The sequence below is a fragment of the Streptomyces sp. NPDC006879 genome (assembly GCF_042869595.1).
Lineage (GTDB): Bacteria > Actinomycetota > Actinomycetes > Streptomycetales > Streptomycetaceae > Streptomyces.
Genome location: NZ_JBIAGC010000044.1, coordinates 1 through 23351 on the forward strand (window position 1 = coordinate 1; position 23351 = coordinate 23351).

15 protein-coding genes and 1 pseudogene are annotated in these 23351 nt (G+C 71.4%); 6 read left to right on the forward strand and 10 right to left on the reverse strand.

Going from position 1 to position 23351, the window contains the following annotated elements; genetic code table 11:
- The first annotated feature begins 450 nt into the window (after positions 1-450).
- Positions 451-900, forward strand: a complete 450-nt coding sequence (locus ACFYMC_RS24665) for a PTS glucose transporter subunit IIA (RefSeq protein WP_388528951.1) — start codon at positions 451-453, stop codon at positions 898-900.
- An 82-nt stretch (positions 901-982) separates the two neighbouring features.
- On the forward strand, positions 983-2653 hold the full coding sequence (gene ptsP / locus ACFYMC_RS24670; protein ID WP_388528952.1) for a phosphoenolpyruvate--protein phosphotransferase: 1671 nt from the start codon (positions 983-985) through the stop codon (positions 2651-2653).
- 88 nt (positions 2654-2741) lie between these two features.
- Here the strand turns inward: ptsP and ACFYMC_RS24675 are convergent, their stop codons facing one another.
- The 3 genes and pseudogenes from ACFYMC_RS24675 to ACFYMC_RS24685 all read right to left on the reverse strand — a co-directional run.
- On the reverse strand, positions 2742-3761 hold the full coding sequence (locus ACFYMC_RS24675; protein ID WP_388528954.1) for a hypothetical protein: 1020 nt from the start codon (positions 3759-3761) through the stop codon (positions 2742-2744).
- Between the two features lie 74 nt (positions 3762-3835).
- Positions 3836-5869, reverse strand: a complete 2034-nt coding sequence (locus ACFYMC_RS24680; protein WP_388528956.1) for an acetoacetate--CoA ligase — start codon at positions 5867-5869, stop codon at positions 3836-3838.
- Positions 5870-6143: 274 nt separating this feature from the next.
- Positions 6144-7172 (reverse strand): annotated as a pseudogene (locus tag ACFYMC_RS24685) (RNA-guided endonuclease InsQ/TnpB family protein); the annotation flags it as partial.
- 190 nt (positions 7173-7362) lie between these two features.
- On the opposite strand from ACFYMC_RS24685, the gene ACFYMC_RS24690 reads away from it, so the two are divergent.
- Positions 7363-9759, forward strand: coding sequence for a TIM-barrel domain-containing protein (locus tag ACFYMC_RS24690; RefSeq protein WP_388528958.1), 2397 nt, complete (start codon positions 7363-7365; stop codon positions 9757-9759).
- 35 nt (positions 9760-9794) lie between these two features.
- Here ACFYMC_RS24690 and ACFYMC_RS24695 read toward each other — a convergent pair whose 3' ends face one another.
- The gene (locus ACFYMC_RS24695) at positions 9795-10304 is read right to left on the reverse strand and encodes an NUDIX domain-containing protein (protein WP_388529014.1); all 510 of its coding nucleotides are present in this window, start codon (positions 10302-10304) and stop codon (positions 9795-9797) included.
- 251 nt (positions 10305-10555) lie between these two features.
- On the opposite strand from ACFYMC_RS24695, the gene ACFYMC_RS24700 reads away from it, so the two are divergent.
- Together ACFYMC_RS24700 and ACFYMC_RS24705 are read left to right on the forward strand one after the other, a co-directional pair.
- Positions 10556-11011 (forward strand): Zn-ribbon domain-containing OB-fold protein, encoded by a 456-nt coding sequence (locus ACFYMC_RS24700; RefSeq protein ID WP_388528960.1) that lies wholly within the window; start codon positions 10556-10558, stop codon positions 11009-11011.
- Positions 11008-12207 (forward strand): lipid-transfer protein, encoded by a 1200-nt coding sequence (locus tag ACFYMC_RS24705; RefSeq protein ID WP_388528962.1) that lies wholly within the window; start codon positions 11008-11010, stop codon positions 12205-12207. Before ACFYMC_RS24700 ends, ACFYMC_RS24705 begins: the two co-directional genes overlap by 4 nt.
- Before the next feature lie 198 nt (positions 12208-12405).
- Here ACFYMC_RS24705 and ACFYMC_RS24710 read toward each other — a convergent pair whose 3' ends face one another.
- Genes ACFYMC_RS24710 through ACFYMC_RS24725 form a run of 4 tightly spaced genes read right to left on the reverse strand, consistent with a single transcriptional unit; the run spans position 12406 to position 16657 of the window.
- On the reverse strand, positions 12406-13011 hold the full coding sequence (locus tag ACFYMC_RS24710) for an ATP/GTP-binding protein (RefSeq protein ID WP_388529016.1): 606 nt from the start codon (positions 13009-13011) through the stop codon (positions 12406-12408).
- Positions 13012-13051: 40 nt separating this feature from the next.
- The gene (locus ACFYMC_RS24715) at positions 13052-13534 is read right to left on the reverse strand and encodes a DUF742 domain-containing protein (protein ID WP_388528964.1); all 483 of its coding nucleotides are present in this window, start codon (positions 13532-13534) and stop codon (positions 13052-13054) included.
- 10 nt (positions 13535-13544) lie between these two features.
- Positions 13545-13985, reverse strand: coding sequence for a roadblock/LC7 domain-containing protein (locus tag ACFYMC_RS24720; RefSeq protein WP_388528966.1), 441 nt, complete (start codon positions 13983-13985; stop codon positions 13545-13547).
- Positions 13982-16657 carry a nitrate- and nitrite sensing domain-containing protein gene (locus ACFYMC_RS24725; protein WP_388528968.1) on the reverse strand — a complete coding sequence of 892 codons (2676 nt, stop codon included), beginning with the start codon at positions 16655-16657 and terminating at the stop codon, positions 13982-13984. The genes ACFYMC_RS24720 and ACFYMC_RS24725 overlap by 4 nt, the downstream gene beginning before the upstream one ends.
- 400 nt (positions 16658-17057) lie before the next feature.
- On the opposite strand from ACFYMC_RS24725, the gene ACFYMC_RS24730 reads away from it, so the two are divergent.
- Positions 17058-17474 carry a hypothetical protein gene (locus tag ACFYMC_RS24730; RefSeq protein WP_388528970.1) on the forward strand — a complete coding sequence of 139 codons (417 nt, stop codon included), beginning with the start codon at positions 17058-17060 and terminating at the stop codon, positions 17472-17474.
- Positions 17475-17692: 218 nt separating this feature from the next.
- Here the strand turns inward: ACFYMC_RS24730 and ACFYMC_RS24735 are convergent, their stop codons facing one another.
- Positions 17693-22375 carry a hypothetical protein gene (locus ACFYMC_RS24735; protein WP_388528972.1) on the reverse strand — a complete coding sequence of 1561 codons (4683 nt, stop codon included), beginning with the start codon at positions 22373-22375 and terminating at the stop codon, positions 17693-17695.
- A 68-nt stretch (positions 22376-22443) separates the two neighbouring features.
- Positions 22444-23346, reverse strand: a complete 903-nt coding sequence (locus tag ACFYMC_RS24740) for a hypothetical protein (protein ID WP_388528974.1) — start codon at positions 23344-23346, stop codon at positions 22444-22446.
- Positions 23347-23351: the final 5 nt, after the last annotated feature.

A 23351-nucleotide genomic window follows, 5' to 3' on the forward strand; every position in this document is an offset into this window, starting at 1 on the left:
TTTCGGCGTTTCCGACTCTACCAGATCCTTTCGGACCTGACTCCCAGTCGAAACGGGATCGCTTTAAGGTCCCTCGCTTTCGCGATTTCCCTTTCGGCGCTCCCAACAGTACCAGCGAATTCTTGCCCCTTTGACCACCACCCAGAGAAGGGCAGGGCAATGCAGGGATCAGGATCGATGGCGGTTTGGGATTCCACCTGGAGCCGCGCACACTCGGAATCACTCCACAGGGTCCAGGCAGGACTTAAGACAGTACATCCCCCGGTGGTGTCCCGGCAAGTCGATTCAGCGTATGGTCTAGTCCACTGAGACCTCCGTGCAGGCGGGTGCTCGGCCTGTCTATATACGGAGGAACTCGGACTTCTCATGCCATACCCTTCTCAAAGTGCGCCGTCCAGGACAGGCAGTGACGGCGACAACGAAGAAGCCCCACCCTCTGGGAGGCCCCCTATGACCAGCGTGATGTCCCCCCTCGCCGGCCGTGCGATCGGACTTGCGGCAGTCCCCGATCCGGTGTTCTCCGGCGCCATGGTCGGTCCGGGGACCGCCATCGATCCCCTGCGCGAGGCTGGTGAGGCGCTTTCCCCCGTCGACGGCGTGGTCGTCTCCCTGCACCCGCACGCCTTCGTGGTGGTGGACTCCGAGGGTCACGGTGTGCTCACTCACCTGGGCATCGACACCGTCCAGCTCAACGGTGAAGGCTTCGAGCTCCTCGTCAACAAGGGCGACACCGTCAAGCGCGGACAGCCCATGGTCAAGTGGAACCCCGCGGACGTGGAAGCGGCCGGCAAGTCGCCCGTCTGCCCGATCGTCGCCCTTGAGGCCTCGGCCGACTCGCTCTCCGATGTGAAGGACGACGAGGACGTCACCACCGGCGACGTCCTCTTCAGCTGGAGTTAGGGCCATCGCCCGCGCTGGCGGGCGGGGCGGTCGGCACATCCATGCGGCGGGCGGATCCGCCGCTCTAACAGAGACGGGTGATATGGAAACAACGCTCAGAGGCGTCGGCGTGAGCCACGGGGTGGCGATCGGCGAAGTGCGGCACATGGGCACGGCAGTTCTTGAGCCGCCGGCGAAGCAGATCCCGGCACAGGACGCCGAGCGTGAGCAGGGCCGCGCACGCCAAGCGGTCGGGGCCGTGGCCGCCGACCTCAACGCGCGGGGCAATCTCGCGGGCGGCGAGGCCCAGCACGTACTCGAAGCCCAGGCGATGATGGCGCAGGATCCGGAGCTGATGGCGGACGTCGAACGCCGCATCGCCGTCGGAAGCACGGCTGAGCGGGCCGTGTACGACGCCTTCGCCGCCTACCGCGCGCTGCTCGCGGGCGCCGGCGAGTACCTGGCCGGCCGGGTGGCCGATCTGGACGACGTGCGAAACCGCATCGTGGCCCGCCTGCTGGGCGTACCGATGCCAGGCGTGCCCGACAGCGACGAGCCCTACGTACTGATCGCGCGCGATCTCGCGCCTGCCGACACCGCGCTGCTGGACCCGACGCTGGTGCTCGGCTTCGTCACCGAAGAAGGCGGCCCGACCAGTCACAGTGCGATCCTGGCGCGCGCTCTCGGGGTGCCCGCTGTGGTGGCGCTCCCCGGGGCGGGCGAGCTGGCCGAGGGCACCGTGATCGCCGTGGACGGCAGCACCGGCGATGTGTTCGTCAACCCCAGCTCGGACAAGCGGGCCGAGTTGGAGGATGCGGCGGCTGCCCGTCGTGCTGCACTGTCTGCGGCATCCGGCCCGGGGGCCACCTCGGACGGGCACAAGGTGCCACTGCTCGCCAATGTCGGAGGTCCCGCCGACGTGGCCGCAGCGGTCGAGGCGGGCGCGGAGGGCGTCGGTCTGTTCCGGACCGAGTTCCTGTTCCTGGACGACAGCAAGCAGGCCCCTTCCGAGGCCAAGCAGGTGGATGCCTACCGCAAGGTCCTTGAGGCCTTCCCGGAAGGGCGTGTCGTGGTGCGCGTGCTGGACGCGGGCGCCGACAAGCCGCTGGACTTCCTGACGCCCGCCGACGAACCCAACCCGGCCCTGGGCGTACGGGGACTGCGCACCCTCCTGGACCACCCCGAGGTCCTGCGAACCCAGCTGACGGCCTTGGCCAAGGCCGCCGAGGGGCTTCCGGTGTACCTGGAGGTCATGGCACCGATGGTGGCGGACCGCACGGACGCCCGGGCGTTCGCCGCCGCCTGCCGGGAGGCCGGGCTGAACGCGAAGTTCGGAGCCATGGTGGAGATCCCCTCCGCCGCGCTACGGGCGCGCTCGATCCTGCAGGAGGTGGAGTTCCTCTCGCTGGGCACCAACGACTTGGCACAGTACGCCTTTGCCGCCGACCGACAGGTGGGCGCGGTCTCCCGCCTTCAGGACCCCTGGCAGCCAGCCCTACTGGACCTGGTGGCCCTGTCCGCCGAGGCTGCGAAGGCGGAGGGCAAGAGCTGCGGGGTCTGCGGCGAGGCCGCTGCCGACCCGCTTCTGGCCTGCGTACTCACCGGCCTGGGCGTGACGAGCCTGTCCATGGGGGCGGCCTCCATTCCCTATGTTCGTGCCACGTTGGCCAAGTACACGCTGGCGCAGTGCGAGCGGGCCGCCGCCGCGGCGCGGGCGACTGACTCCGCGGAGGAAGCCCGCCTGGCCGCCAGGGGGGTGCTGTCCGGCGAGTGAGGGGTGCGTGGGGTGGATCCCGCTCACCGTGGTCCTGACGGGGGCTCCCCACCGGTGGTGGGGAGCCCTCTGCGTCGTCCGAGCCCGGTCATGCGCGAGGGCAGTGGCCATGGTGGGGTCCGGGAACGTCCACCGCGAATCCCGGGTGGTACTCGACACCCGGCTCAGGTGCCATCGGCTCACCGGACTCCACGTCGGTGCAGTAGGCATCGAACACCTCCGCCGCGGAGAGCGGGACCGGCGCGCCCCGTTGGAGCCTCCAGCCGCGCAGCAGGTCGGGGTGGGAGTCCGCGCTACTGCGTAGGACGAGCCCGCCGGGACTCTGCGCCGCGAGGCCGGCAGCCAGGACGGTCAGGAAGTCGGGGCGCCCGCCTTCGTGGAGCCTGATCGTGGGTGCACCGGGCCCGGGAGGAGCGAGGTGCTCGGCGTGGAGGGCGGTGAGCAGGTGTCCGCTCAGTACCGGAACGCTGCACACGAGGTGGTGGTGGCCGGGGCCGGCGCCCTCCACGACCTGGGTGAGCAGAGTGCGGGCCCGCCTGACCGCGGCCCGTGCGAGGTCCGCCCCGCAGCCGGTGCAGGGGCTCGTGGTGGCCAGGAGCAGCGTCGCGTGTTCCCAGGTGGCGTGGCGGGCGGCCTGGTCGATGAGCTCGGGGACGAGCTCGTCCATGGGCTGCCCGGTGTACCGCAGGCCCGCGCCGCTGGCGGCGAGTTCGGCGGTGAAGCAGGTGCGCGCCGCGGCGCTGTCCGCGTCGAGGCCTTCCTCGGCGCAGAACAGCCGGAACTCCTCCGGGTCGAAGAGGACCGCGCTGATGTGGAGGTGCTGTGCGGCCAGGGAGCGCAGCAGGCCGTGGACCGCCCGCAGGTAGGACGGGTGGTCTTCGAAGGCGAAGCTGGGGTAGGCCGTCATGGTGGTGAAGTCGGCCGGGTCCGCGAGGACGCCGATGACGGTGGGGGCTTCGCGCCGCAGGCCGCGCCGGAGTGCGGCGGGGCGCTTGGCCGACGGTCCGCGGCGGCTGGGTCCGTGCTGGTGCTGGCCGTGGTCGGGCTGGCGGTGTGGTCGGGTGCTGGCCATGGCGTCCCCCCGGAACTCGGTGCGATCATTGCTCACTCAGAGTAACGGTGGCTACTGACAGTGGCCTGGCCGGCGGCGAGCCGGTCCAGGCCACGGCGCGACTGCGGTGCTCAGCGACGGCTACGGGAGCGCCCCAGCTCCGCGTAGAAGTGGAGGAGCTCCAGGTTGTCCACGGAGCCGGGGTTCACCGCCTTGGTGAGCTCCGTGCCTTGGAGGAGGCGCTTGACCGGGACCTCGATGCGCTTGCCGGTCAGTGTGTGCGGGATGGCGGGGACCTCGATGACCTCGTCGGGGACGTGGCGCGGGGAGAGCTGCTCCCGGATGGTCTGCTTGATCCGGGTACGCAGGGACTCGTCGAGGCTGGCGCCGGGGGCAAGGTGGACGAACAAGGGCATCCAGTACCCTCCGTTCGCCTCCTCCAAGCCGATGACCAGCGATTCCCTGATCTCCGGCAGCCGCTCCACCGCCTCGTAGATGTCCGCCGAACCCATCCGTACCCCCTGGCGGTTGAGGGTGGAGTCGGAGCGGCCGTGAATGATCACGGAACCGTCCTCGGTGAGGGTGATCCAGTCGCCGTGCCGCCAGACCCCGGGGTACATCTCGAAGTAGCTGTCGCGGTATCGGCTGCCGTCCGGGTCGTTCCAGAAGCGGATCGGCATGGAGGGCATGGGGTTGGTGACGACGAGTTCACCGACCTCGCCGGTCAGCGGTTTGCCGGCGGGGTCCCAGGACTGGAGGTCGGTGCCCAGACAGGCGGCCTGGAGCTCACCGACGTGTACGGGCAGGGTGGGCACGGCGCCCGCGAAGCAGCTGCACACGTCGGTGCCACCGCTGACCGAGGCGATCCACAGGTCCTCGGCCACTTCTTCGTGCAGCCATCGGAATCCGTCGGGCGGTAGCGGTGAACCGGTGGTGGCGACGCATGTGACGGAGGACAGGTCGAAGTCCCGGGACGGGTGCACTCCGGCCTTGCGGCAGGCCATCACGTAGGCGGCGGAGGTGCCGTAGAGAGTGGCACCGGTGCGTTCGGCTACGCGCCACTGGGCGGCGGTGTCGGGGTAGCCGGGGCTGCCGTCGTAGAGGACCACGGTGGTGCCGGTGAGGAGGCCGGAGACGAGGAAGTTCCACATCATCCAGCCGGTGGAGGTGTACCAGAAGAGGCGGTCCTCGGGGCCGAGGTCACAGTGCAGGCCGAGCTGTTTGAGGTGTTCGAGGAGGATGCCGCCCTGGGACTGGACGATGGCCTTGGGCAGCCCGGTCGTGCCAGAGGAGTACAGCACCCACAGCGGATGGTCGAAGGGGACCTGCTCGAACACCGGATCGGTGGTGCCGGCGGTGAGGTCCGACCACGCGAGGGCGCCCTCGGGGGCGGGGGTGCCCAACAGCGGGATGTGGACGACGGCGCGCAGGGTGGGCAGCTCGCGGCGCAGCTCCGCGACGGTCTCGGTGCGGTCGTGCTCCTTGCCTCCGTACCGGTATCCGTCGACGGTGAACAGGACCACGGGCTCGACCTGCTGGAAGCGGTCGAGGACGCTACGGGCTCCGAAGTCGGGGGCGCAGGAGGTCCAGACCGCGCCGACGGAGGCAGTGGCCAGCAGGGCGGTGACGGCCTGCGGGATGTTCGGGAGGTATCCGCTGACCCGGTCGCCGGGGCGTACGCCGAGGGTCCTCAGTTCGGCCGCGAGCGCCCCGACCTGGCGGCGCAGCTCCGCCCAGCTGGTCGGGGTCACCTGCTGGGTCTCGTCCACGTGGAGCAGGGCGGGCTGGCTGGCGCGGGAGGGGTCCTCGGCGGCGCGCAGGGCGTGCTCGGCGTAGTTGAGGGTGGCGCCGGGGAACCATTGGGCGCCCGGCATCGAGCGGTCGGCGAGCACCTGACTGTAGGGGGTGGAGAAGCGCACCTCGAACCAGTCGGCCACGGCCTTCCAGAAGGTGTCGAGCTCCTCGACGGACCAGCGGTGGAGTGCCGGGTAGCCGCCTTGGGCCGGAGCCCCGTAGCGCTCGGCGGCCCAGCTCTGGAAGGCGGTGATGTGCGCTTCGGCGATGCGGTCGGGTCCGGGCTGCCACAGCGGGGCGGGGCGGGGCGTGCCGACGTCGGCCGTGCCCCCGGGGCCTTCGGCGGAGTTGGCTGGGGTCGCTGGGGTCATGGATCGGCTCCCGGGCTCTGCGAGGTGGCGCTTGGTGTGCGGTCGGCGCCGGGCGCGCGACGGGTGGGCGCGCGACGGCTCACAGGGACGATGCCATGTGATCGACCGGTGCACCAGGGTCCGCCGTGTCGTAGCGGGGCGGGCCCGTGGGAGCGCCAGGAGGCCCTGGGACCCAACCACGGGTGAACGGCGGTTGAACGGCCACCGGTGGCGGGTGGGCGGATGGCAGGGTGAGCCCCTTGGCTTCTTCCCCTTTCTTTCAGGAGGGGGATTCCTACGGCTGGCGCTGTGGGATTTTCTGCGTCATCGCCGACTGCCCGCCCGGAGTACTCCGTTGAGGTCTTACACCAGCTCCACAGACAGCCGCCGTCAGCCCGACGGCCAGGATGTCCTGCGCCGCGTTCACGTCCCGGTCATGGGTCGTCCCGCAGTCGCACGTCCGTGTCCGGACGTTCAGCGGCATCTTGTCCCGCAAGGTGCCGCAGGTCGAGCACAGCTTGGAGGAGGAGAACCAGCGGTCGGTCGCGATCACTTCGCGGCCGTACCACTGAGCCTTGTACTCCAGCATGCTCCGGAATTCCGACCATGCCGCGTCACTGACAGCGCGGGCCAGGCTGCCGTTCTTCACCGTGTTCCGGACGGCGAGGTCCTCGATCACGATCGTTTGGTTTTCGCGAACGAGACGAGTCGACAGCTTGTGCAGGTGGTCACGCCTGCGGTCGGTGCTCCGGGCGTGGACCTTGGCGACCTTCCGGCGGGCCTTGGCCCGGTTCGCTCCGTCAGCCGTGGCCTTACGGACAAGCTGCCGTCGAGCCCTGCCCAGACGGGTACGGTCACGCCGTTCGTGCCGGGGGTTGCAGACCTTCTCCCCGGTCGAGAGGGTCAGCGCGTGGTCGAGCCCGACGTCGATACCGACAGCCGCGCTGGTGGCGGGCAGCGGCTGAACGGACGGGTCCTCGTACAAGTGGGACACGTACCAGCGTCCGGCCGCGTCCTGGGACACGCTCACCATGGACGGCGACGCCCCCTCGGGGAGCGGACGGGACCACGCGATACCGAGCGGCTCCGCCATCTTCGCCAGGGTCAGCTTCCCGTCCCGGAACCGGAACGCGCCGGTGATGTACTCCGCCGACTTCCGAGACTTCTTCCGCGACTTCAAACGCGGGTACTTCGCCCGCTTGCCGGAGAAGTTCGCGAACGCCCTCTGGTGATGGCTCAGGGCCTGCTGAAGCGGAACGCAGGAGACCTCGCTGAGGTACGCGAGTTCCGCAGTCTTCTACCAGGCAGTCAGCATGAAAGCGGTAGTTCAACGCCCGCTTCACGTGAGCGGTCTTCACGGCTCACACGCCACTCCATCAACTTGCGCCGCAGTGACGGCCGTTGAGGGTGCCCATTCGTCGGCCCTGACCGCGAACCGGCTTTCCCCGCCCCTCCGCAGGAACTTCGTTTCCTTACCCGGCTGAAGCCGGGGCTACCCACCAAGGAGATCCCCGATGAACCGTCGTGAGCTGGTGTCCTGTGTCAAAGCGGTCGGCTCGGTGCGCGGTGTGCGCGCCTGGCGCGCGGCGCTGCGCCACCGGCGTGCGGATGCGGCGCTGCGACGGGAGCGCGGGGCGGAGCGGGCTCGGGTGCCCGGGCAGTTGCGGGACGTCGAGGCCGCGCCGGGGGGTGGGGTCATCCGGTTCGCCCGCTCGGAACTTCGCATCCTGGTGACGGTGGGCGGGGCGGTGTTCTGGAGTTGGGACGGGGCGGCGCCGTTGCCTTCATACGCCCTCGGCGGAACCTGGTCGGGCACCGGCTCCGGCGATGGGCCGCAGGCGGATCCCCGCGCCTCGTTGGAACCGGACACCGAGGGCGGCTGGCGGGTGGTGTCCGAGCGGGCCCTGGTGACGGTTTCGCGTCACGGTGCGGTGGAACTGCGCACGCCGGGGGGTGCGTTGTTGCGCAGGGAAGCGCCGCCTCGCTGGTGGGAGCCGGTTGGCGGCGGGCAGGCACGGTGGGTGCAGCGCTCCGAAGTACCCGCGGACGCCCGATTCTTCGGGTTGGGAGGTCGGGCTGGCGGCCCGCGTTTGCCGGACGGCACGTACCGGCTGTGGAACACCGACCCCCGGGGTGCGTTCGGCCCCGGGAGCGATCCGCTCTACATCACGATGCCGGTGCAGCTGGTGGTGGCGGACGCCGGGACCCACCTGGTCTTCCACGACAACAGTTGGGACGGCCGGGTGGTGCTGCGGGAAGGAGAGGAGGGTGCGGGCTCGGGGCCCGACCGGCCGGGAACGAGCGAACTGCGGATGGACGGCGGACCGCTGCGGTGCTGGGTGCTGGTGGGGACGCCCGCCCGCGTGTTGCTGGGGTGGGCGGGTTTGACCGGGGCAGCCGCCGTGCCGCCGAACTGGGCTTTGGGGTACCAGCACGCGCGGTGGGGCTTCGGCGACGCGCACGAGGTACGGCGGGTGGTGGCCGGGTACCGGGAGCGTGGGCTACCACTGTCGGCGGTGCACCTGGACATCGACCACTACGACGACCACAGGGTGTTCACCGTCGATCGGGAACGGTTCCCGGATCTGCCGGGGCTCGCGTCCGAACTGCGCGAGCAGGGGGTGCGGTTGGTGTCGATCGTCGATCCCGCGGTGAAGGTGGAGAGGGGCGGCTCGGTCTACGAGTCGGGACGGGCGGCGGACGCGTTCGTCCGTGACGCCCGGGGCCGGGAGGTGCGGGGGGTGGTGTGGCCGGGCGAGTGCGCCTACCCCGACTTCACCGCCGCGCGGACCCGGGCCTGGTGGGGCGGGCTGTACGCGGAGCGGCTGGCGCAGGGCTTCTCCGGTGTGTGGCACGACATGAACGAGCCGGTCTCCTTCACACCGTTCGGCGATATGACGCTTCCGCGTTCGGCGCACCACGCGCTGGACGGTGCGGGGGGTGACCATCGGGAGGCGCACAACGTCTACGCGCTCACGATGGCGCAGGCCGGCTACGAGGCACTGGCGCGCCTACGGCCGCGTGAGCGGCCCTTCCTGTTCTCCCGGTCCGGTTGGGTGGGGATGCAGAGGTACGGCGGGACCTGGTCGGGGGACGTGAGCACGGGCTGGCCGGGGCTGCGGGCCTCGCTGGCGCTCGTGTTGGGTCTGGGGCTCTGCGGCGTGCCCTATTCGGGTCCGGACGTGGGCGGGTTCGACGGTTCTCCGTCACCAGAGTTGTTCGTACGCTGGCTCCAGCTGGGTTCCTACCTCCCGCTGTTTCGCACCCATGCGGCGATCTGGGCCGGGCGGCGAGAGCCTTGGGAGTTCGGGCCGCGGGCCCTGGAGTGTGCTCGGGCCGCGCTGCTGGAGCGGGAGCGGCTGCTCCCGTACTTCCTCACTCTCGCGCAGCTGGCGCGGCGGACGGGTGCTCCCTATGTGCGCCCGGTGTGGTGGGACACGCCCGATGACCGGGCCCTGCGGGATTGCGGGGACACCTTCCTGCTGGGTGACGGGGTGTTGGTGGCTCCGGTGCTGCACGCCCAGCAGAGCGGCCCGGGCGAGCCGCGGCGCGCGGTACGTCTACCGCGCGGGCGTTGGTACGACACGGCTACGGAGCTGGCCTACGAGGGGCAGGGCCAGGTGTTGTTGGACGCCCCGTTGGAACGGATCCCGGTGTTGGTGCGGGCGGGTTCGGTGCTGCCGGTGCGCGGGCCCGGGGGCGATCTGGAGCTGGAGGTGTGGGCCCCGGCCCGCGGACGGACCGGCGCTGGCCTGCTGGTGCGTGAGGAGCCCGGGGTGCAGGACGGGTTCGGGCAGCCGTCGATCGAACGGTTCATCTCGCGGTGGCGGGGCGGCCGGGTGGTGGTGGAACGGGAAGACGGTTCGGATGCGGGTGTTCCGGTGCGGGTGCGGGGAGTGCGCGGAGACTGAGCCCTGGTCGGTTCGGGCAGTGCGCGGGCCCCTCTTCAGCCCGGACCGGGGCGGTACCGGCCCGCGAACCAGGCGGCGACGGCTCGGGTGTGGAGGGGGAAGGCAAGTGGGGCCGGGGTCCGCAGGAGGTGCCAGCCCGTGGTCTCCGCGGTAGGCGCCGACTCGGGCAGTTCATTCACCTCCCGGGTGGGGAGTAGGCCGAAGAGAAGGAGGTGCCCGGCCGGGGAGCTGAGTGCGTCGGCGAGCTGCACCTCCTCGGCTCCGGCCAGGATGCCGGTCTCCTCGCGCAGTTCGCGTACCACAGCGGCTCGCCAGTCCTCACCGTGGTCGATGAACCCGCCGGGGAGCGCGACGCCACCGCGCGCGGGCTCGATGGTGCGGGTGATCACCACCAGACCGGTGCCCTGGTCGTCGTGGGCCGGCAGCAGCGCTACGGCCACCGGAAGGGGGTTGCGGTAGGCGACAGTGCCGCAGCGCGGGCAGCGACGTGGCCACTCGCCCGTGTCGTACCTCGCTCCGCAGCCGGAGCAGTGGGTACCGGGGATGGCGGCGGGGGGATGGGCGGTATCGGCGTTCCCTGCCTTGGCGGGCCCGTCCTTCTTGGCTGTTGGCACCTGGGGATATTAAGGCCCCTACTGCGGCCCCCGGCTGAAGGCCCCGGTCGGGACGGGCGGGCGACGGCGGCCCGTGGTCGTGATCGTGGGCCGGCGCACGGGTGTGCGCGGGCGTCCGGGCGTGGCAGACTGAGGATTTCTGACGTTCCGTCAGACCAGTGGCTCACAGGCCGGGAGGGACCTTGTCGCGTACGCGCACACCCGTGGTCGCAGGATGGTTCACCGAAGGGCCGCCCGGGGGTGAATTCCGGCTGCTGGGCACCCGCTGCACCCAGTGCGGCTCCTACTTCTTCCCCCGTGAGGACTCCTACTGCCGCAATCCCGCGTGCGAGGGCGAGGAGCTGACCCAGGTGCCGCTCTCGCCCCGGGGCCGCATCTGGTCCTACACGGACGGCCGGTACCGCCCCCCGGCCCCCTATCCGAGCGACCCGGACCAGGCATGGAAGCCCTATGTCCTCATCGCCGTCGAACTCGCCGTCGAACGCATGGTGGTACTCGGACAGGCGGCCCCCTCGGTCAGGGTGGCCGAGCTCGCGGTGGGCATGGAGGTGGAGGTGGTGCCCGGAGTCCTCAACCAGGACGGGGACACCCTGTTCACCACCTGGCATTGGCGGCCGGTGGGGGGAACTACGAGATGAACGGCCGAGATGGGGACGTCGCGGTCCTCGGAGCGGGAATGCACCCCTGGGGCAAATGGGGGCGCGGGTTCGTCGAGTACGGGCGAGTCGCGGCCCGAGCCGCGCTCGACGACGCTGGCCTGAGTTGGACCGAGGTCGACTCGGTGGTGGGCGCCGACACCGTGCGCGGCGGGTATCCGGGCTACGTTTCCGGCGCGACCTTCGCGCAGGCGCTGGGGTGGCAGGGGGCCACAGTGACCAGTGTGTACGCGGCCTGCGCCGCTGGCGCCCAGGCCATCGGTGCGGCGCGTGCCCAGATCCTCGCTGGACTGGCGGAGGTCGCCCTCGTGGTCGGTGCGGACGCGGCCCCCAAGGGCTTCTTCGCCCCGGCCAGGGGAGAGCGCCCCGATGACCCCGACTGGCTGCGCTTTCGCGTGCTGGGCGCCACCAACCCGGCGTACTTCGGCCTCTTCGCCCGGCGCCGGATGGCCCGGTACGGGGACACGGTGGAGGACTTCGCCCAGGTGAAGGTCAAGAACGCGGCGGCCGGATCGAACAACCCCCACGCCCGCTACCGAACTCCCGTCTCGGCCGCTGAGGTGGCGGCCTCCCCAGTGGTGGCCGACCCGTTGCGCCTGCTGGACATCTGCGCCACGTCGGACGGCGCCGCGGCCCTCGTGCTGTGCAGCATGCGGTACGCCAGGCGCCGGGGGGTGACCGATCCGGTGCGGATACGGGCGGTCTCCACGGTCACCCCCACGTACCCGCGGGCCGTACTGGACCTGCCGGACATCGCGACCGACTCGGCCGCGACCGTGGAACCGGCGGTCCCGGGCTTTCGCTCCTCGATCGCAGCCGCGGCTTACGAGGAGGCCGGTCTGGGGCCGCGGGACCTCTCCCTCGCCGAGGTCTACGACTTGTCCACGGCCTTGGAACTGGAGTGGTACGAGGACCTCGGGCTGTGTGCTCCGGGCGAGGGCGCCGCCTTGCTGCGTTCGGGAGCGACCACGCTCGGCGGGCGCATCCCCGTCAACCCGAGCGGAGGGCTGAGTTCCTTCGGAGAAGCGGTACCGGCCCAGGCCATCGCCCAAGTATGCGAGGCGACCTGGCAGTTGCGTGGCACCGCCGGTCCTCGGCAGGTGGCCGGAGCCAGAGCTGCGATCACCGCCAACCAAGGGCTGTTCGGACACGGCTCGGCGGTCGTGACCATCCGGTGACCCCTCGGTGAGGCCACGCGCTGCGCCGATGCGGCGGATGTCCGGCCACGGCTGACGGAATGCGCCCGGGCCCGTGGCAGTTGCCGCGGCACGTCTTGACGACCTCGCCGGGGAGGTGAACACTTCCCTTCCCGCGCTTCGGCCACCGGAAGAGCGGTCCGTACCCCAGTCGGCGGGGGTACGGACCGCGCCCGGGGACTAACGGGTCGTCGACTCCCGGCGGCGCGCGCCGGCCAGGGCCATGGCGTGCTCCACGACGCCGACCAGAACCTCCTTCACGGAGTCACGGGACCGGGCGTCGCAGAGCTGCACCGGCACGTCCGGGTCGAGGTCGAGGGCCTGACGGACCGCCTCGGCCGGATGCTGCGCGGCACCCTCGAAACAGTTGACGGCCACCAGGAACGGGATCCCACGCCGCTCGAAGTAGTCGACGGCGGCGAAGCAGTCCTCCAGGCGCCGGGTGTCGGCCAGCACCACGGCCCCCAACGCCCCCTGGGCGAGCTCGTCCCACAAGAACCAGAAGCGGTCCTGGCCCGGGGTGCCGAACAGGTAGAGCACCAGGTCCTCGCGCAGCGTGATCCGACCGAAGTCCATGGCGACCGTGGTGGTCCGCTTGGCCTCCACGCCTCCGGTGTCGTCGACCGGTCGGCCGGCTTCCGAAAGGCGCTCTTCGGTGCGCAGCGGACGGATCTCGCTGACCGCGCCCACCATCGTGGTCTTGCCCACTCCGAAGCCACCGGCCACGAGGATCTTCAGGGTGAGGGGCTCCACGGGGGCGGGGCGCTGGCCGTAGGAGGAGCGCAGACGTCGGGGTGGCGTGGAGCCGGGGGCACGATCGCCGCGGTCAGAGCGCACGAAGGCCACTGATCACCTCACGGAGTACGGATTCGTCCGGTAGTTCGGCCGGTGGGACCGGGCGAGTCACATGGACCAGCTCGTCCTCGACCAGGTCCCCGATCAGGACCCGCACCACGCCCAACGGCAGATCCAGCTCCGCGGCGAGTTCAGCCACCGACTGGGGCTGTTCGCGGCACAGGTCGAGGATGTGGGCGTGCTCCGGCGACAGCGTCTGGTCCCACACCGGGTCAGCGGCACTCGCCTCGGCGACCACGACCGCGATGAGATCGAGCCGGTGCTGCCCCGCGCTGCTGGTACGTCCACGGGTCATCGCGTAGGGGCGCACCACGGGGCCGGCCTCGTCGTCGAACCAGTGGGTGAGGTTCGGCTCCGCTGCCGGTAGGCCGGACTCGGACCCTCCGGATCGGTACGGGCCGGACTCGCGGTCCCGCCCCGGCGGCCCGGATTCGTGCTGTCCTGATGCACTCATGCCCTATGACTCATCCTCCGGCGAGCTGCCCGGCGCGGGGAGCGGTCGCCAGATGCACGCCCACGCGCTTGACCATCAGGGTCATCTCGTACGCCACCTGGCCGACATCGGACTCGGCGTCGGCGAGCACCGCCAGACAACTGCCGTCACCGGCAGCGGTGACGAACAAGAAGGCCTCGTCGAGTTCGACCACCGTCTGGCGGACCTCGCCCGCCTCGAAGTGGCGTCCGACGCCCTTGGCCAGGCTGTGGAAACCGGAGGCCACGGCCGCCAGGTGCTCGCCGTCCTCCCGCGTGAGGTCCTTGGAGGTACCGGTGGGCAGTCCGTCTCCGGAGAGGACGACCGCCTTGCGGATGCTGCCGACGCGGTCGACGAGTTCGTCGAGCAGCCAGTCCAGTTCGCCGGCTCCTCTGCCGGCGCCGTCCTTCGCTGCGATCTTCGGTTCGGTCATCGACCGTCCCCTTCCGGTGTGGTTCGTTGTGCGTTTCCGTCCTGGACGCTGGGGTCCTGGCGGCTCTGGTCACGTTCGTTCTGCCGACGGGCACGCTGCCAGCCGCTCTGTAGGGCGCTCATCCGGCTGCGCACCTCCTCGGCATCGCGTTCTTCGGCGACCGGCCTGACGGTCGGCTCCGCCGCCGTGGGCCTGTCCTTGAGCTGGGGTGCCAAGTTGGCCTGTCTGACGCGACGCGGCAGCGCGGCCGGGGGTTGTGCGAGCACCTCTGGGTCGTTGGAGGAGGCCGGTGACGCGGCCGGGGACTGGCGCACCACGCTGACCGGGCGGGTGTTGACACGGCGCCCGTGCTCGGCGACCAGCGTGGGGGTGCGGCGCCGCCGCGGCAACGCCATGGCGTCCGAGGGCGCGGTGTCCTGGGCGGACTGCCGGGGGCGGTAGCGGACGTCGGGTTCGGGCCCCGCCTCGGAGCCCCTCGGGGTGGGCAGCGCAGCCGGGCCGAGCCCGCTCTCGCTGAGGTCCTCCTCCAGGCCCAGGACACTGACCGGGGCCTCCAACTCCACCGGGCCGTCGAGGTATTCGGCTGTGTCCGCGGGCGGAGCGCTGACTTCGGTGAGGGCCGGACGGTGCGGGCTGCCGCGCCGGTTGCGCGCGGTGTCGCCGGGCGGACGGCCGGTCCTGGCCCGCTCGGCTCGGGCCCGGTCACCGCCGTCCACCCGGTCGGCGTCGCCGGACCGGTCGAGCCGGTCGAGCCGGAAGCCGACCCCGTTGGTGTCCGGTGCCTCGGTGAGCAGCGCCGCCGGGATGAAGACGACTGCGGTGGTGCCCCCGTACGGGGAAGGCTGGAGGGAGACCTTGACGCCCTGCCGCTGAGCGAGACGGCTGACGACGAAGAGGCCGAGACGGTCGGTGTCGGACAGTTCGAACTCGGGTGTTTCCGCCAACCGCAGGTTGGCGTCGAGCAGCGCCTCGGCCGCCATGCCCAGGCCGCGGTCGTGGATCTCCAGGGTGAATCCGTTCGCCACCCGTTCACCATGGACCTGGACCGCGGTGTGCGGGGGCGAGAACACCGTTGCGTTCTCCAGGAGTTCAGCAATGAGATGGGTGAGGTCCGCGACCGCGGGACCACCGACGCCGAGCCGGGGCAGCCGGCGCACTTCGATGCGCTCGTAGTCCTCGACCTCAGCGACGGCGGCCCGCACCACGTCCATCAGCTGGACCGGGCGGCGCCACTGGCGGGAAGGGGCGGCTCCGGAGAGGATCACCAGGCCTTCGGCGTGCCGGCGCATACGGGTGGTCATGTGGTCCAGGCGGAACAGGTCAGCGAGTTCCTCGGTGTCCTCGGTGCGGCGCTCCATGGTGTCCAGCAGAGTGAGCTGGCGATGCAGGAGGACCTGGTTGCGGCGGGCGAGGTTGACGAACACATCGGAGACGCCGCGACGCATCTCGGCCTGCTTGACGGCCGCTTCGACGGCCGCCCGCTGGAGGGTGTTGAGGGCCTGCCCGACCTGCCCGACCTCGTCCTTCTCGTACTCCAGCCGTGGCGCTTCGGTTTCCACGTCGATCTGCTCGCCGGCGGCGAGGCGACGCATCACGCTGGGCAGTCGGACGCCGGAAGCCTCGTGGGCCTCCTTCCGCAGCCGGGAGAGGTCGCGCACGAGATCCCGGCCGATCCGGATGGAGAGGACCACCGAGAACACCAGGGCCACGAATCCGAGGACTCCGGCGACCGCGGCCTTGACCAGGACGCTGACGGCCTCGGGCTCCACCCGCTCCTGGTAGCGGTCACCCGCCGCGGTGCCCATCCGCGCCATGTCGTCCAGGACGCGGCGGGCGGAGAGTTCCCAATGTGCTCCGGAGACGGCTCGGGGGTTCTTGGTGGGCCCCTCGGCGATGATCTTCTCTTCGGCTTCACGGAGCGGGCGGGAGGCCGTCGAGCGCCAGTAGTCCTCGAAGCGCCGGCGCTCCTCGGCGGGCAGGACGGCGAGGTTGAACCGGTAGAGCAGGGTGCGTTGGGCGATGAGGTCGGTGACCAGGCGAACGTCGCGGGCGCTGACTCTGCGGGCAGCAAGCGCGGCGGCCAGGACGGCGTCCTCCTGGGAGAGGAGTTCGCGGGCCCGGGTGATACCGACCAGGGCACGCCCCTGCTTGTCCATCTCCACGTTCTGCAGGGCGTGGAGGTTCATCAGGAAGACGTAGCAGGGCTCGATCAGTTGGTTGTAGCGCTCCAGTGCCTCGGCGGGTTCGATGGAGGTGTTGTCGACGGAGACCCGCAGGGCCTCGATGCCGTCGAAGGCCTTGAGGATCGAGGCAAGCCGCGAGGTGGCGTCCTCGTTGAGCTCCTCGGCGACGTCGGGATCCTGGGCGTTGGCCGTGATGTCCGCGATGGCCTTGTCGGTGTTGGTACGACTGCGGCTGAGCTCGGCGAGCGAGGCGGAGGTACGGGGATCACCGAGGAGCTCCAGGGTCTGGCGGCGTTCCTTCTGGATCACCCGGACCACGTCTTCGATGGGGTAGCCCACCTTCTCCACGACGTAGGCCACGTCGAGGAGTTGGGCGGCCTCACGCCCGGTGATCACTGTGGCGAAGGCCCACAGGGCCGTCAGGGAGACGAGCGGCACCATGAGCAGCGCCACGATCTTCCGGCGGATGGACTTCCCGCGAAAGCGCATGGCAACCCCCAGCCCAACCCTCGTGTGCGGGGTCGGTGTTCCGTCAATGGTTGGTGTTCCGTCAATAAACGGCGTGAGCCTACTACTGCCTCACAGACAACTCGAAGGCGTGTCCGGACGTTTTCGGCCGACACTCTGGACGAAGATCACTAGTTGTCCGATACTTCCCGACAGAAGGCGACCGAATTGTGTCAGATGGGCCCTGCTGGGCCCTGAGTTCCCCGATCGGAACAGTTGGCTGGAATCCTACGTTCCGCGGGAATCTTCCGAGCCCCCGGCGCGTCTATCCACTACGGGGGGACGGAACCGGACCCGGAGCGCTGGAGTCCCAGACAGTGCGCGGGCGTACGGATGCGCCGTGCGCGACCTCGGTCGCCGAGGGTGGGGAGGAATACAGAGCATGAGCAGGGCAGAGCAGCGCCCCGAATTCGGCACGACGTCGGGGTCGTTGTGGGTCGAAGAGCCGGTGGGACGACGCAGGATGGCGGATCCCGTACGGACCGCCGCCGTACGCGCCGCGCTTTTGGTCTCGGTGACCCTGGTACAGGCCACCGTGGCCTTCCTGTTCGCCATGAGTGGTTCCTGGCTGGCGTTGCCCATGGTGCTCGGCGCCATAGCGGGCACGGTGGTCGCCACTTGGGGGGTGTTGGACGTGTGGGTGACCCGACAGATGTGGCATCAGCGCAACGGGGTCGTCTCCACGCCCAGCAGCTCGGCCCGCCGACTACGGCGGGAGCGCCGCCAGGCAAAGCGGGAGGCGCGCCGAGCAGCGCGCGTACGACAACGCGGCAGCAGGCTCACGGAAGCGTCGACTTGACCCGGCGCTGAAGGACCCGGGCTTGGAAGTGGTCAGCGGGCCACTGAGTGGCCTCTTGTCCGGGCACGTCGGTGCCCGCGTGACCGGTGAGCCAGGTGTGGCTCCGACGTCGGGCGGAACACAGGGGTGTTCCCACCGACTGGTGGGAACACCCCTGTGTTGCCATCGCCATATCCGACACCGCCCCGCCGTTCCACCAGGGGACTTGCGGCAGCCCCTCAGTCCACCGGGACCGGGCTGCGACGGAACATCCGGGTCGCGCTGATCTCCCCGTGCACGCTCTCGCCGTCCGGATCCTGCTGCGGGAGCCCCGGGCGCAGGTGCTCCTCCACGCTGATGTACTTCAGTCCCGCCCTGAGGTCGGCGTCGTTGCGCAGCCGGATCACCAACGGGAACTCCGCCAGCGCGGTCGTGTCGAACAGACCCGTGGTGTAGAGCAGTTGTACACCGAGGGCATCCGAGACCGCCCGCTGGAGCTCCAACAGGTAGGTCGCATTGGCCCGACCGATCGGATTGTCGAGGAAGAGGGTGCCCGCATGACGGTGCTTGTCCCGTCCCCGGTCGTTGCTGCGCAGGGCCGCCATCGTGCAGTACAGCGCGATGGCGGCGGTCAGGAGCTGCCCGCCCGAGAAGACGTCGCCCATCTGACCCACCGGCACCCGCTCGGCGCGCAGCACCGCATCCGGCTTCAGGATCTCCACCGACACCCCGCGCGGCTGCAGGGCAGCCTGAACTCCGCGCAACAGCAACGACATCCCGTCCCGGCGGCCATCCCCGAACGCAGCCTGGGCGTTCTTGCGCAGGGCCGCCTTGGTCGCCTCGTCGATGACCTCACCGAGCCGCTCGGTCAGCGTCGCCTGATCCGGCTCCTCGAAGCGGATCCGCAAGAACTCCTGTCCCGACCACTCGCCGAGCCCCTCCGGAAGCTGTGACAGGCGCTGCGCCGAACACAGCGTGGCCAATGCCGACTCCACCAGGCCGCGCAGCCGATCCACGATGCTGTCGCGGTTGCGCTCCAGCTGCGCCAACTCGTCCGTCAGAACCCTCAGACGGGGAGCGAAAGCAGCGGCCCAGGAAGCCGCGTGCTCCGGCAGGGCCGAGGCCGGCAACTCACGGATCTGCTGGCGGGCAGGCGTCCGCACCGCCTCGAAACGGGTGGCGTTAGCGTGACGCACCAAGACGTCGCTGGCTTCCCGGACCGCCGACTCGGCGGCGGACAGGTCCGCCGCGCACCCCCGCAGCGAGCGCCGGGCCTCGGCGGCGGCCTGGCGGGCCTCCTCCAGGGTGCCCGGATAGGCTTCCGCGGCGACCTCGCCCGCGTCATCCTCCCGGTGCTGATCACGCAGCAGGTCCCGCAGCAGCGCGGAGGTCTCCTCGAAGCCGCCGGCGCCGTCCTCGGCCGTGCGGTGCGAACGCAGCAGTTCCGCATGGGCGGCGCGGGCGGACTCCACGGCGAAACTCCGGGCGGCCAGTTCGGCGCTGGCGCCGCGCAACAGTTGCTGGGCCTGCTCCACATCGGCGGGAACGAGCTCCTCGGGCAGATCGGTGTGCGCCTGCCCGTCCTGCGGTGCGTGCCGCTCGGCCTCACCCCGCAGCCTGCCCAGCTGTTCACTGGCCGCGGAGGTACGGGACTCCAACATCGACACCAGCGACTCGGCCCGGGACGCCGCCGCCTGGCGGGACGGGCCGTCGGCGCCATCGGTACCTTCCAGCAACTGGGCCGCACGGGTCCGCACCTTGTTGGTGAGCCGGTCGAGTTCGGCCAGGGCGGCGCTCTCGTCGCTCTCCGCGCGCGCCTGTTCCGCGCGCAGGTCGGCGCCCACGCCGACCTTCTCGTACAGCTGGGAGGCGGCGCGGTAGGCCTCGCGCAGCGCCGGAAGGGCGGTGCGCGGGGCCTTCGGATCCATCTCGGGCAACTGGTCAGGAGCACCGGCGATCTCGGCCCGCTCGGCGCGCAGCGCGCGAGCGGTACGGCGCGCGTCGTCCGCGGCCCGCTGGGCGGCGCGGCGGTCCTCGTCGGCGGCCCGCGCCCGGTCCACGCAACTCTCGGCGCGTGCCTCCGCCTCCGCCCCTTCCTCGGCGAGCTCCCGAAGCTTCGCCTGCCAACCGGCGCGCTCGCGCAGCCGAGAAGCGAGACCGGCCAATGCGTCGGCCGCTCGGCGGGCACGCTGCGCGGCATCCTGCCGCTCGTCGCGGACCCGGGACGCCTCGGCCGCGGCGTCCTCGGCCTCGGCGCGCGCGGTACGGACCTCCGCCAGGCGCGCAGCCGCCTGGTCGGCAGCCGTCCGGGCGGCCTGCGCCGCTGCCGCCAACTCCCCGAGCCGGCCGGGAGGGCAGCCGGTGCGCCAGGAGCCGAGTCGGGCCGCCAGTGCCCGGTCTGCGGCCAGACGGGCGGCCAGCGCACGGATCTCGCTGTCCCGGGCAGTGGCCCGGGTACGCAGTGACTGACGTTCGGCGTCGGCGGCGTCCTCATCGTGCATGGCCGGGTTCGGCGGCACCAGGAAGACGTCACCGCCTTCGGACGTGGCCGGTTCCGTCACGGGGGCAAGCAGCGCCGCTGCGGTACCGACCGCCACGGTGGAACGCGGCAACAGGGCGGCACCCGACAACACCTCGCGGGCCCGGCCGTGTGCCCCCGGATCGGTGATGACCACTCCGTCGACCAGTTCTGGTCGGGCGGCGAGGACCCTCGCGTGGTCGGCGGCGTCGACTGACTGGGCCAGATAGCGCCAACCGGATAGTGCGGGGATGCCGTGCTCACCGAGGTACTCGACCGCGGCCAGCACGTCCGGTCCGGGCGGCAGCAGGCCCCCGTCGCCCAGCGCGCCGAGGATACGGGCGTCGTCGGCGGCGGCGGTGCGCAGTTCGAAGAGCTGCCGCTCCGCCGCCAGGACTCCGCCGTCCAGGAGTTCGCGCAGTTCTTCGGCGCCCCGGTCGAGTTCCTCGGCTGTCAGCGCGGTGGGCTCCACGGCCCCGACCTCGGCGGGTTGGATCGGCACCGGGTCGGCGCTGTTCCCCGATCGCGGGTGCGGCAGTCCGACCGGGGGCGCGCTAGCGCAGGGCAGTCCCAACAGCTCGGCGATTCTGGACTCCTGTGCGAGGGAGCCCGCGGCCCGGTGCTCGGCGGCGTAGGCCGCTTCGGCCGCCTCAGCGGCGTCGGTGGCTCGGGCCGCCGCCAGCTCGGACCGCGACTCGGCGGCGGCACCCGCCCTGGCCGACTCGGCGGCCCCCGCGGCGGCCTCCCTGGATTCCTCCCAGGCCCCGACCATGGTTTTCGCCGCGTCACTGGCGGCAAGGGCGGCACGGGCTGGATCGGCGTCCGGGGCCGAATCGTCCAGCCAGCCGGCCCGCACCGCCTGGGCGGTCTCCTGCTCGACCTCGGCCAGCCGCTGGCGCAGGTGCCCGACTTCGCTGCGGGCGCGTTGTGCGGCCGTTGCCGCCGCGGTGGCGTCCCGGTGCGCCGCTTCGCCCGCCTCCTGGAGCACGGCGGCCCGTTCCTCGCCTTCGTTGGCCAGGCGCTCCCCGTCTTCGGCGGCGGCGTGTAGCGCCCTCACCAGGTCCGCGGCGGCAGTGGCCCGTGCCGCGAGGGCCGGCGCCGCGTCCCGCTCGGCCTCGCGGATCGCCACCGCGACTCTGGCGGAGCGGTCCGCGGCGGCACGGTGGCGCAGTACCGCCTCCGCCGCCTGCCAGGCTGAGGCCAGGGTTCGGGCCTCGACCAGTTCTCGGCGCTGCGCAGCCGCGGCCTTCTCCGCCACGGAGAGCGCCAGGGAAGCGTGTCGGTAGGAGAGCTCGGCGGCGATCAGGGAGCTGCGGCCACGTGCCGTCTCCGCCTCAGTGACCTGGTGGGCAGCGGCCGTGACCTGGCTGGCGAGGTCGGCGGCCCGCTCGCGCTCCGAGGAAGCGCGGACCGCCAGCTTGCGGGCGAGGCTGCGGGTGCGGCGCTCGGCACCGGCGTGGACATCACGAGCCCGGCCGCGGGTCCCGGCGGCCTCCACGATGCGGCCGAGGAGGTCCACCGATCCGGCGGTGAACTCCCGCTCCGCCATCAGCTCCGAGCGGCGACCGAGCTTGTTGCCGAAGCCGTGCACCAGGTCGGCCAGGCCATCGGTGTCCCGGGTGTCAGTGACCGCCCGCAGTAGCAGGTCGGTGAAGTCGGAGTCCTTCTTCACGGCGAAGAGCCCAGCCGCCTCGCCCTCGTCGGCGTTCATCTCACGCTGGTAGCGGAAGAGCTCCGGGTCCAGCCCGAGGTCTCCGAGGTGCTCGTTCCAGCGGTCGTGGATCTCCTCCCAGGCCACCTCCAGGTGCGGGTAGGCCTTTCCCGCCTCAGTGATCGCGTCGCGGAACCCCTTCATGGTGCGGCGGCGCCCCCGGGCACCTGAGACGCCCTCGGCGGTGGGCCGTACGCTGCTGGCCTCGGCGACCGGCAGCGAGTCCAGGCTCAGGCCCGGGCCGGGGCGGAAGGAGTACCAGGCCTCGGCGAACTTCCGCGGGTCGTTGGAGACCTGCCGGCCGCGCCATTCACTGACCTTGCCGACGACCACGCATTCGCCGGTTCGGGTGTGCTGCCACTCCAGGGCGACATGGCCACAGTCGTCGGCGAGCAGGAACTTACGGAGCACTCCGGAACTGGCGCCGCCGAGCGTGTTGCGGTGACCGGGCAGCATCACCGAGAAGATCAGCTTCAGGAGCACGGACTTGCCGCCGCCGTTCTCCAGGAACAGCACGCCCGCAGGGGCTGGACGGCGCGGCGGGCCCGCCGGTTCGTCCTCGAAGAACTCCGCTTGGGTCGGAGCGGGATGGGGCACCGGCTCGCCGACTCCGCGCAGGTCGAGCACGGTGTCGGCGTAGCGCGCACCGGCGGGCCCGATGGAGTAGAGGCGGATCCGGGACAGCTCGTACATGGCAGCGGACTCTCGTGGTGGCTCGGGGTGGCGGCGGGGTGAGGGGTTCGTCCGGGATGGGGGGCGGTTCAGGCGTGGAAGGGCAGTCCCGCGTCCGCCACCAGATCCAGGTCCTCGCCCTCGGGCGGGGGAAGCAGGGTCGCCGCGCCGTCGGTGACGGGGACGACGCCGAGCTCCAGTAGTTCGGCCATCGCCGCGCTACCGGCCATGTCACGGACCTGGAGCTGGTAGCGGGCGGTGGTGCGGTAGGCGCCCCCGGCGTCGTCGCCGGTGCGTTGGAGGAAGCCGGAGTCGGTGAGGAAGGCCACCGCCTTGCCGACGATGCCGGTGGTCGAGCCGGCCAGGCGGCGGGCGTCCTTGGTGGCGCCGGTCGCGGTGCGGCGGGCGTACACCCGCCAGGCGGCCTCCAGGCCCGGCTCCGCGGTGGCCGGGTCGGTGTTCTCCCCCGCGGCTTCGGCCCGTTCCTCCAGCCGGCGGCAGGCCTGTCGGACGAAGGCGTCGACGCCGTTGACCGTGATGCGCCCGATGTAACCGTCGTCGGCGAGGTCCTCGGGGCGGGGGAAGGCCAGGGCGGCCACGGCGAGGTGCGCCAGGCCGTGCAGGAAACGGTCGGCGGAGTCGGCCGCGGTCCGCCTGGCGTAGTCGCCCATGCGGACCGCGAAGACGGAGTCCTCGCCCGCCGCCACGGCCATGCCGGCGCGGGTCGACACCTCCAGGACGACCAACCCGAGGCCGGTCGCGACGGCGTCGGTGAGCCGGGCGAAGGACGCCTCCTCGCGGTAGCGGCGCAGGAGTTCGGCGTACTCGGCGTCCCGGGCGGGCAACAGCTTGGGCTGGAGGCCGAAGGAGACCAGCCGGGCCGCGTCCGCGGCGTCGGCGGGGGTGACCCCGGGCGTCTTGGTGGGTGCGGGGTGCGGAGGTCCGGGCTCGGGCTCGCTCCACGCGGCGTGCTCGGCGTGGTGTTCGCTCACGGTCT

Excerpts from the sequence above, each read along its gene's own strand:
- ACFYMC_RS24665 (WP_388528951.1), top strand. The coding sequence starts at position 451 with ATGACCAGCGTGATGTCCCCCCTCGCCGGCCGTGCGATCGGACTTGCG.
- ptsP (WP_388528952.1), top strand. The coding sequence starts at position 983 with ATGGAAACAACGCTCAGAGGCGTCGGCGTGAGCCACGGGGTGGCGATC.
- ACFYMC_RS24680 (WP_388528956.1), bottom strand. The coding sequence starts at position 5,869 with ATGACCCCAGCGACCCCAGCCAACTCCGCCGAAGGCCCCGGGGGCACG.
- ACFYMC_RS24690 (WP_388528958.1), top strand. The coding sequence starts at position 7,363 with ATGAACCGTCGTGAGCTGGTGTCCTGTGTCAAAGCGGTCGGCTCGGTG.
- ACFYMC_RS24705 (WP_388528962.1), top strand. The coding sequence starts at position 11,008 with ATGAACGGCCGAGATGGGGACGTCGCGGTCCTCGGAGCGGGAATGCAC.
- ACFYMC_RS24715 (WP_388528964.1), bottom strand. The coding sequence starts at position 13,534 with ATGAGTGCATCAGGACAGCACGAATCCGGGCCGCCGGGGCGGGACCGC.
- ACFYMC_RS24720 (WP_388528966.1), bottom strand. The coding sequence starts at position 13,985 with ATGACCGAACCGAAGATCGCAGCGAAGGACGGCGCCGGCAGAGGAGCC.
- ACFYMC_RS24725 (WP_388528968.1), bottom strand. The coding sequence starts at position 16,657 with ATGCGCTTTCGCGGGAAGTCCATCCGCCGGAAGATCGTGGCGCTGCTC.
- ACFYMC_RS24730 (WP_388528970.1), top strand. The coding sequence starts at position 17,058 with ATGAGCAGGGCAGAGCAGCGCCCCGAATTCGGCACGACGTCGGGGTCG.
- ACFYMC_RS24735 (WP_388528972.1), bottom strand. The coding sequence starts at position 22,375 with ATGTACGAGCTGTCCCGGATCCGCCTCTACTCCATCGGGCCCGCCGGT.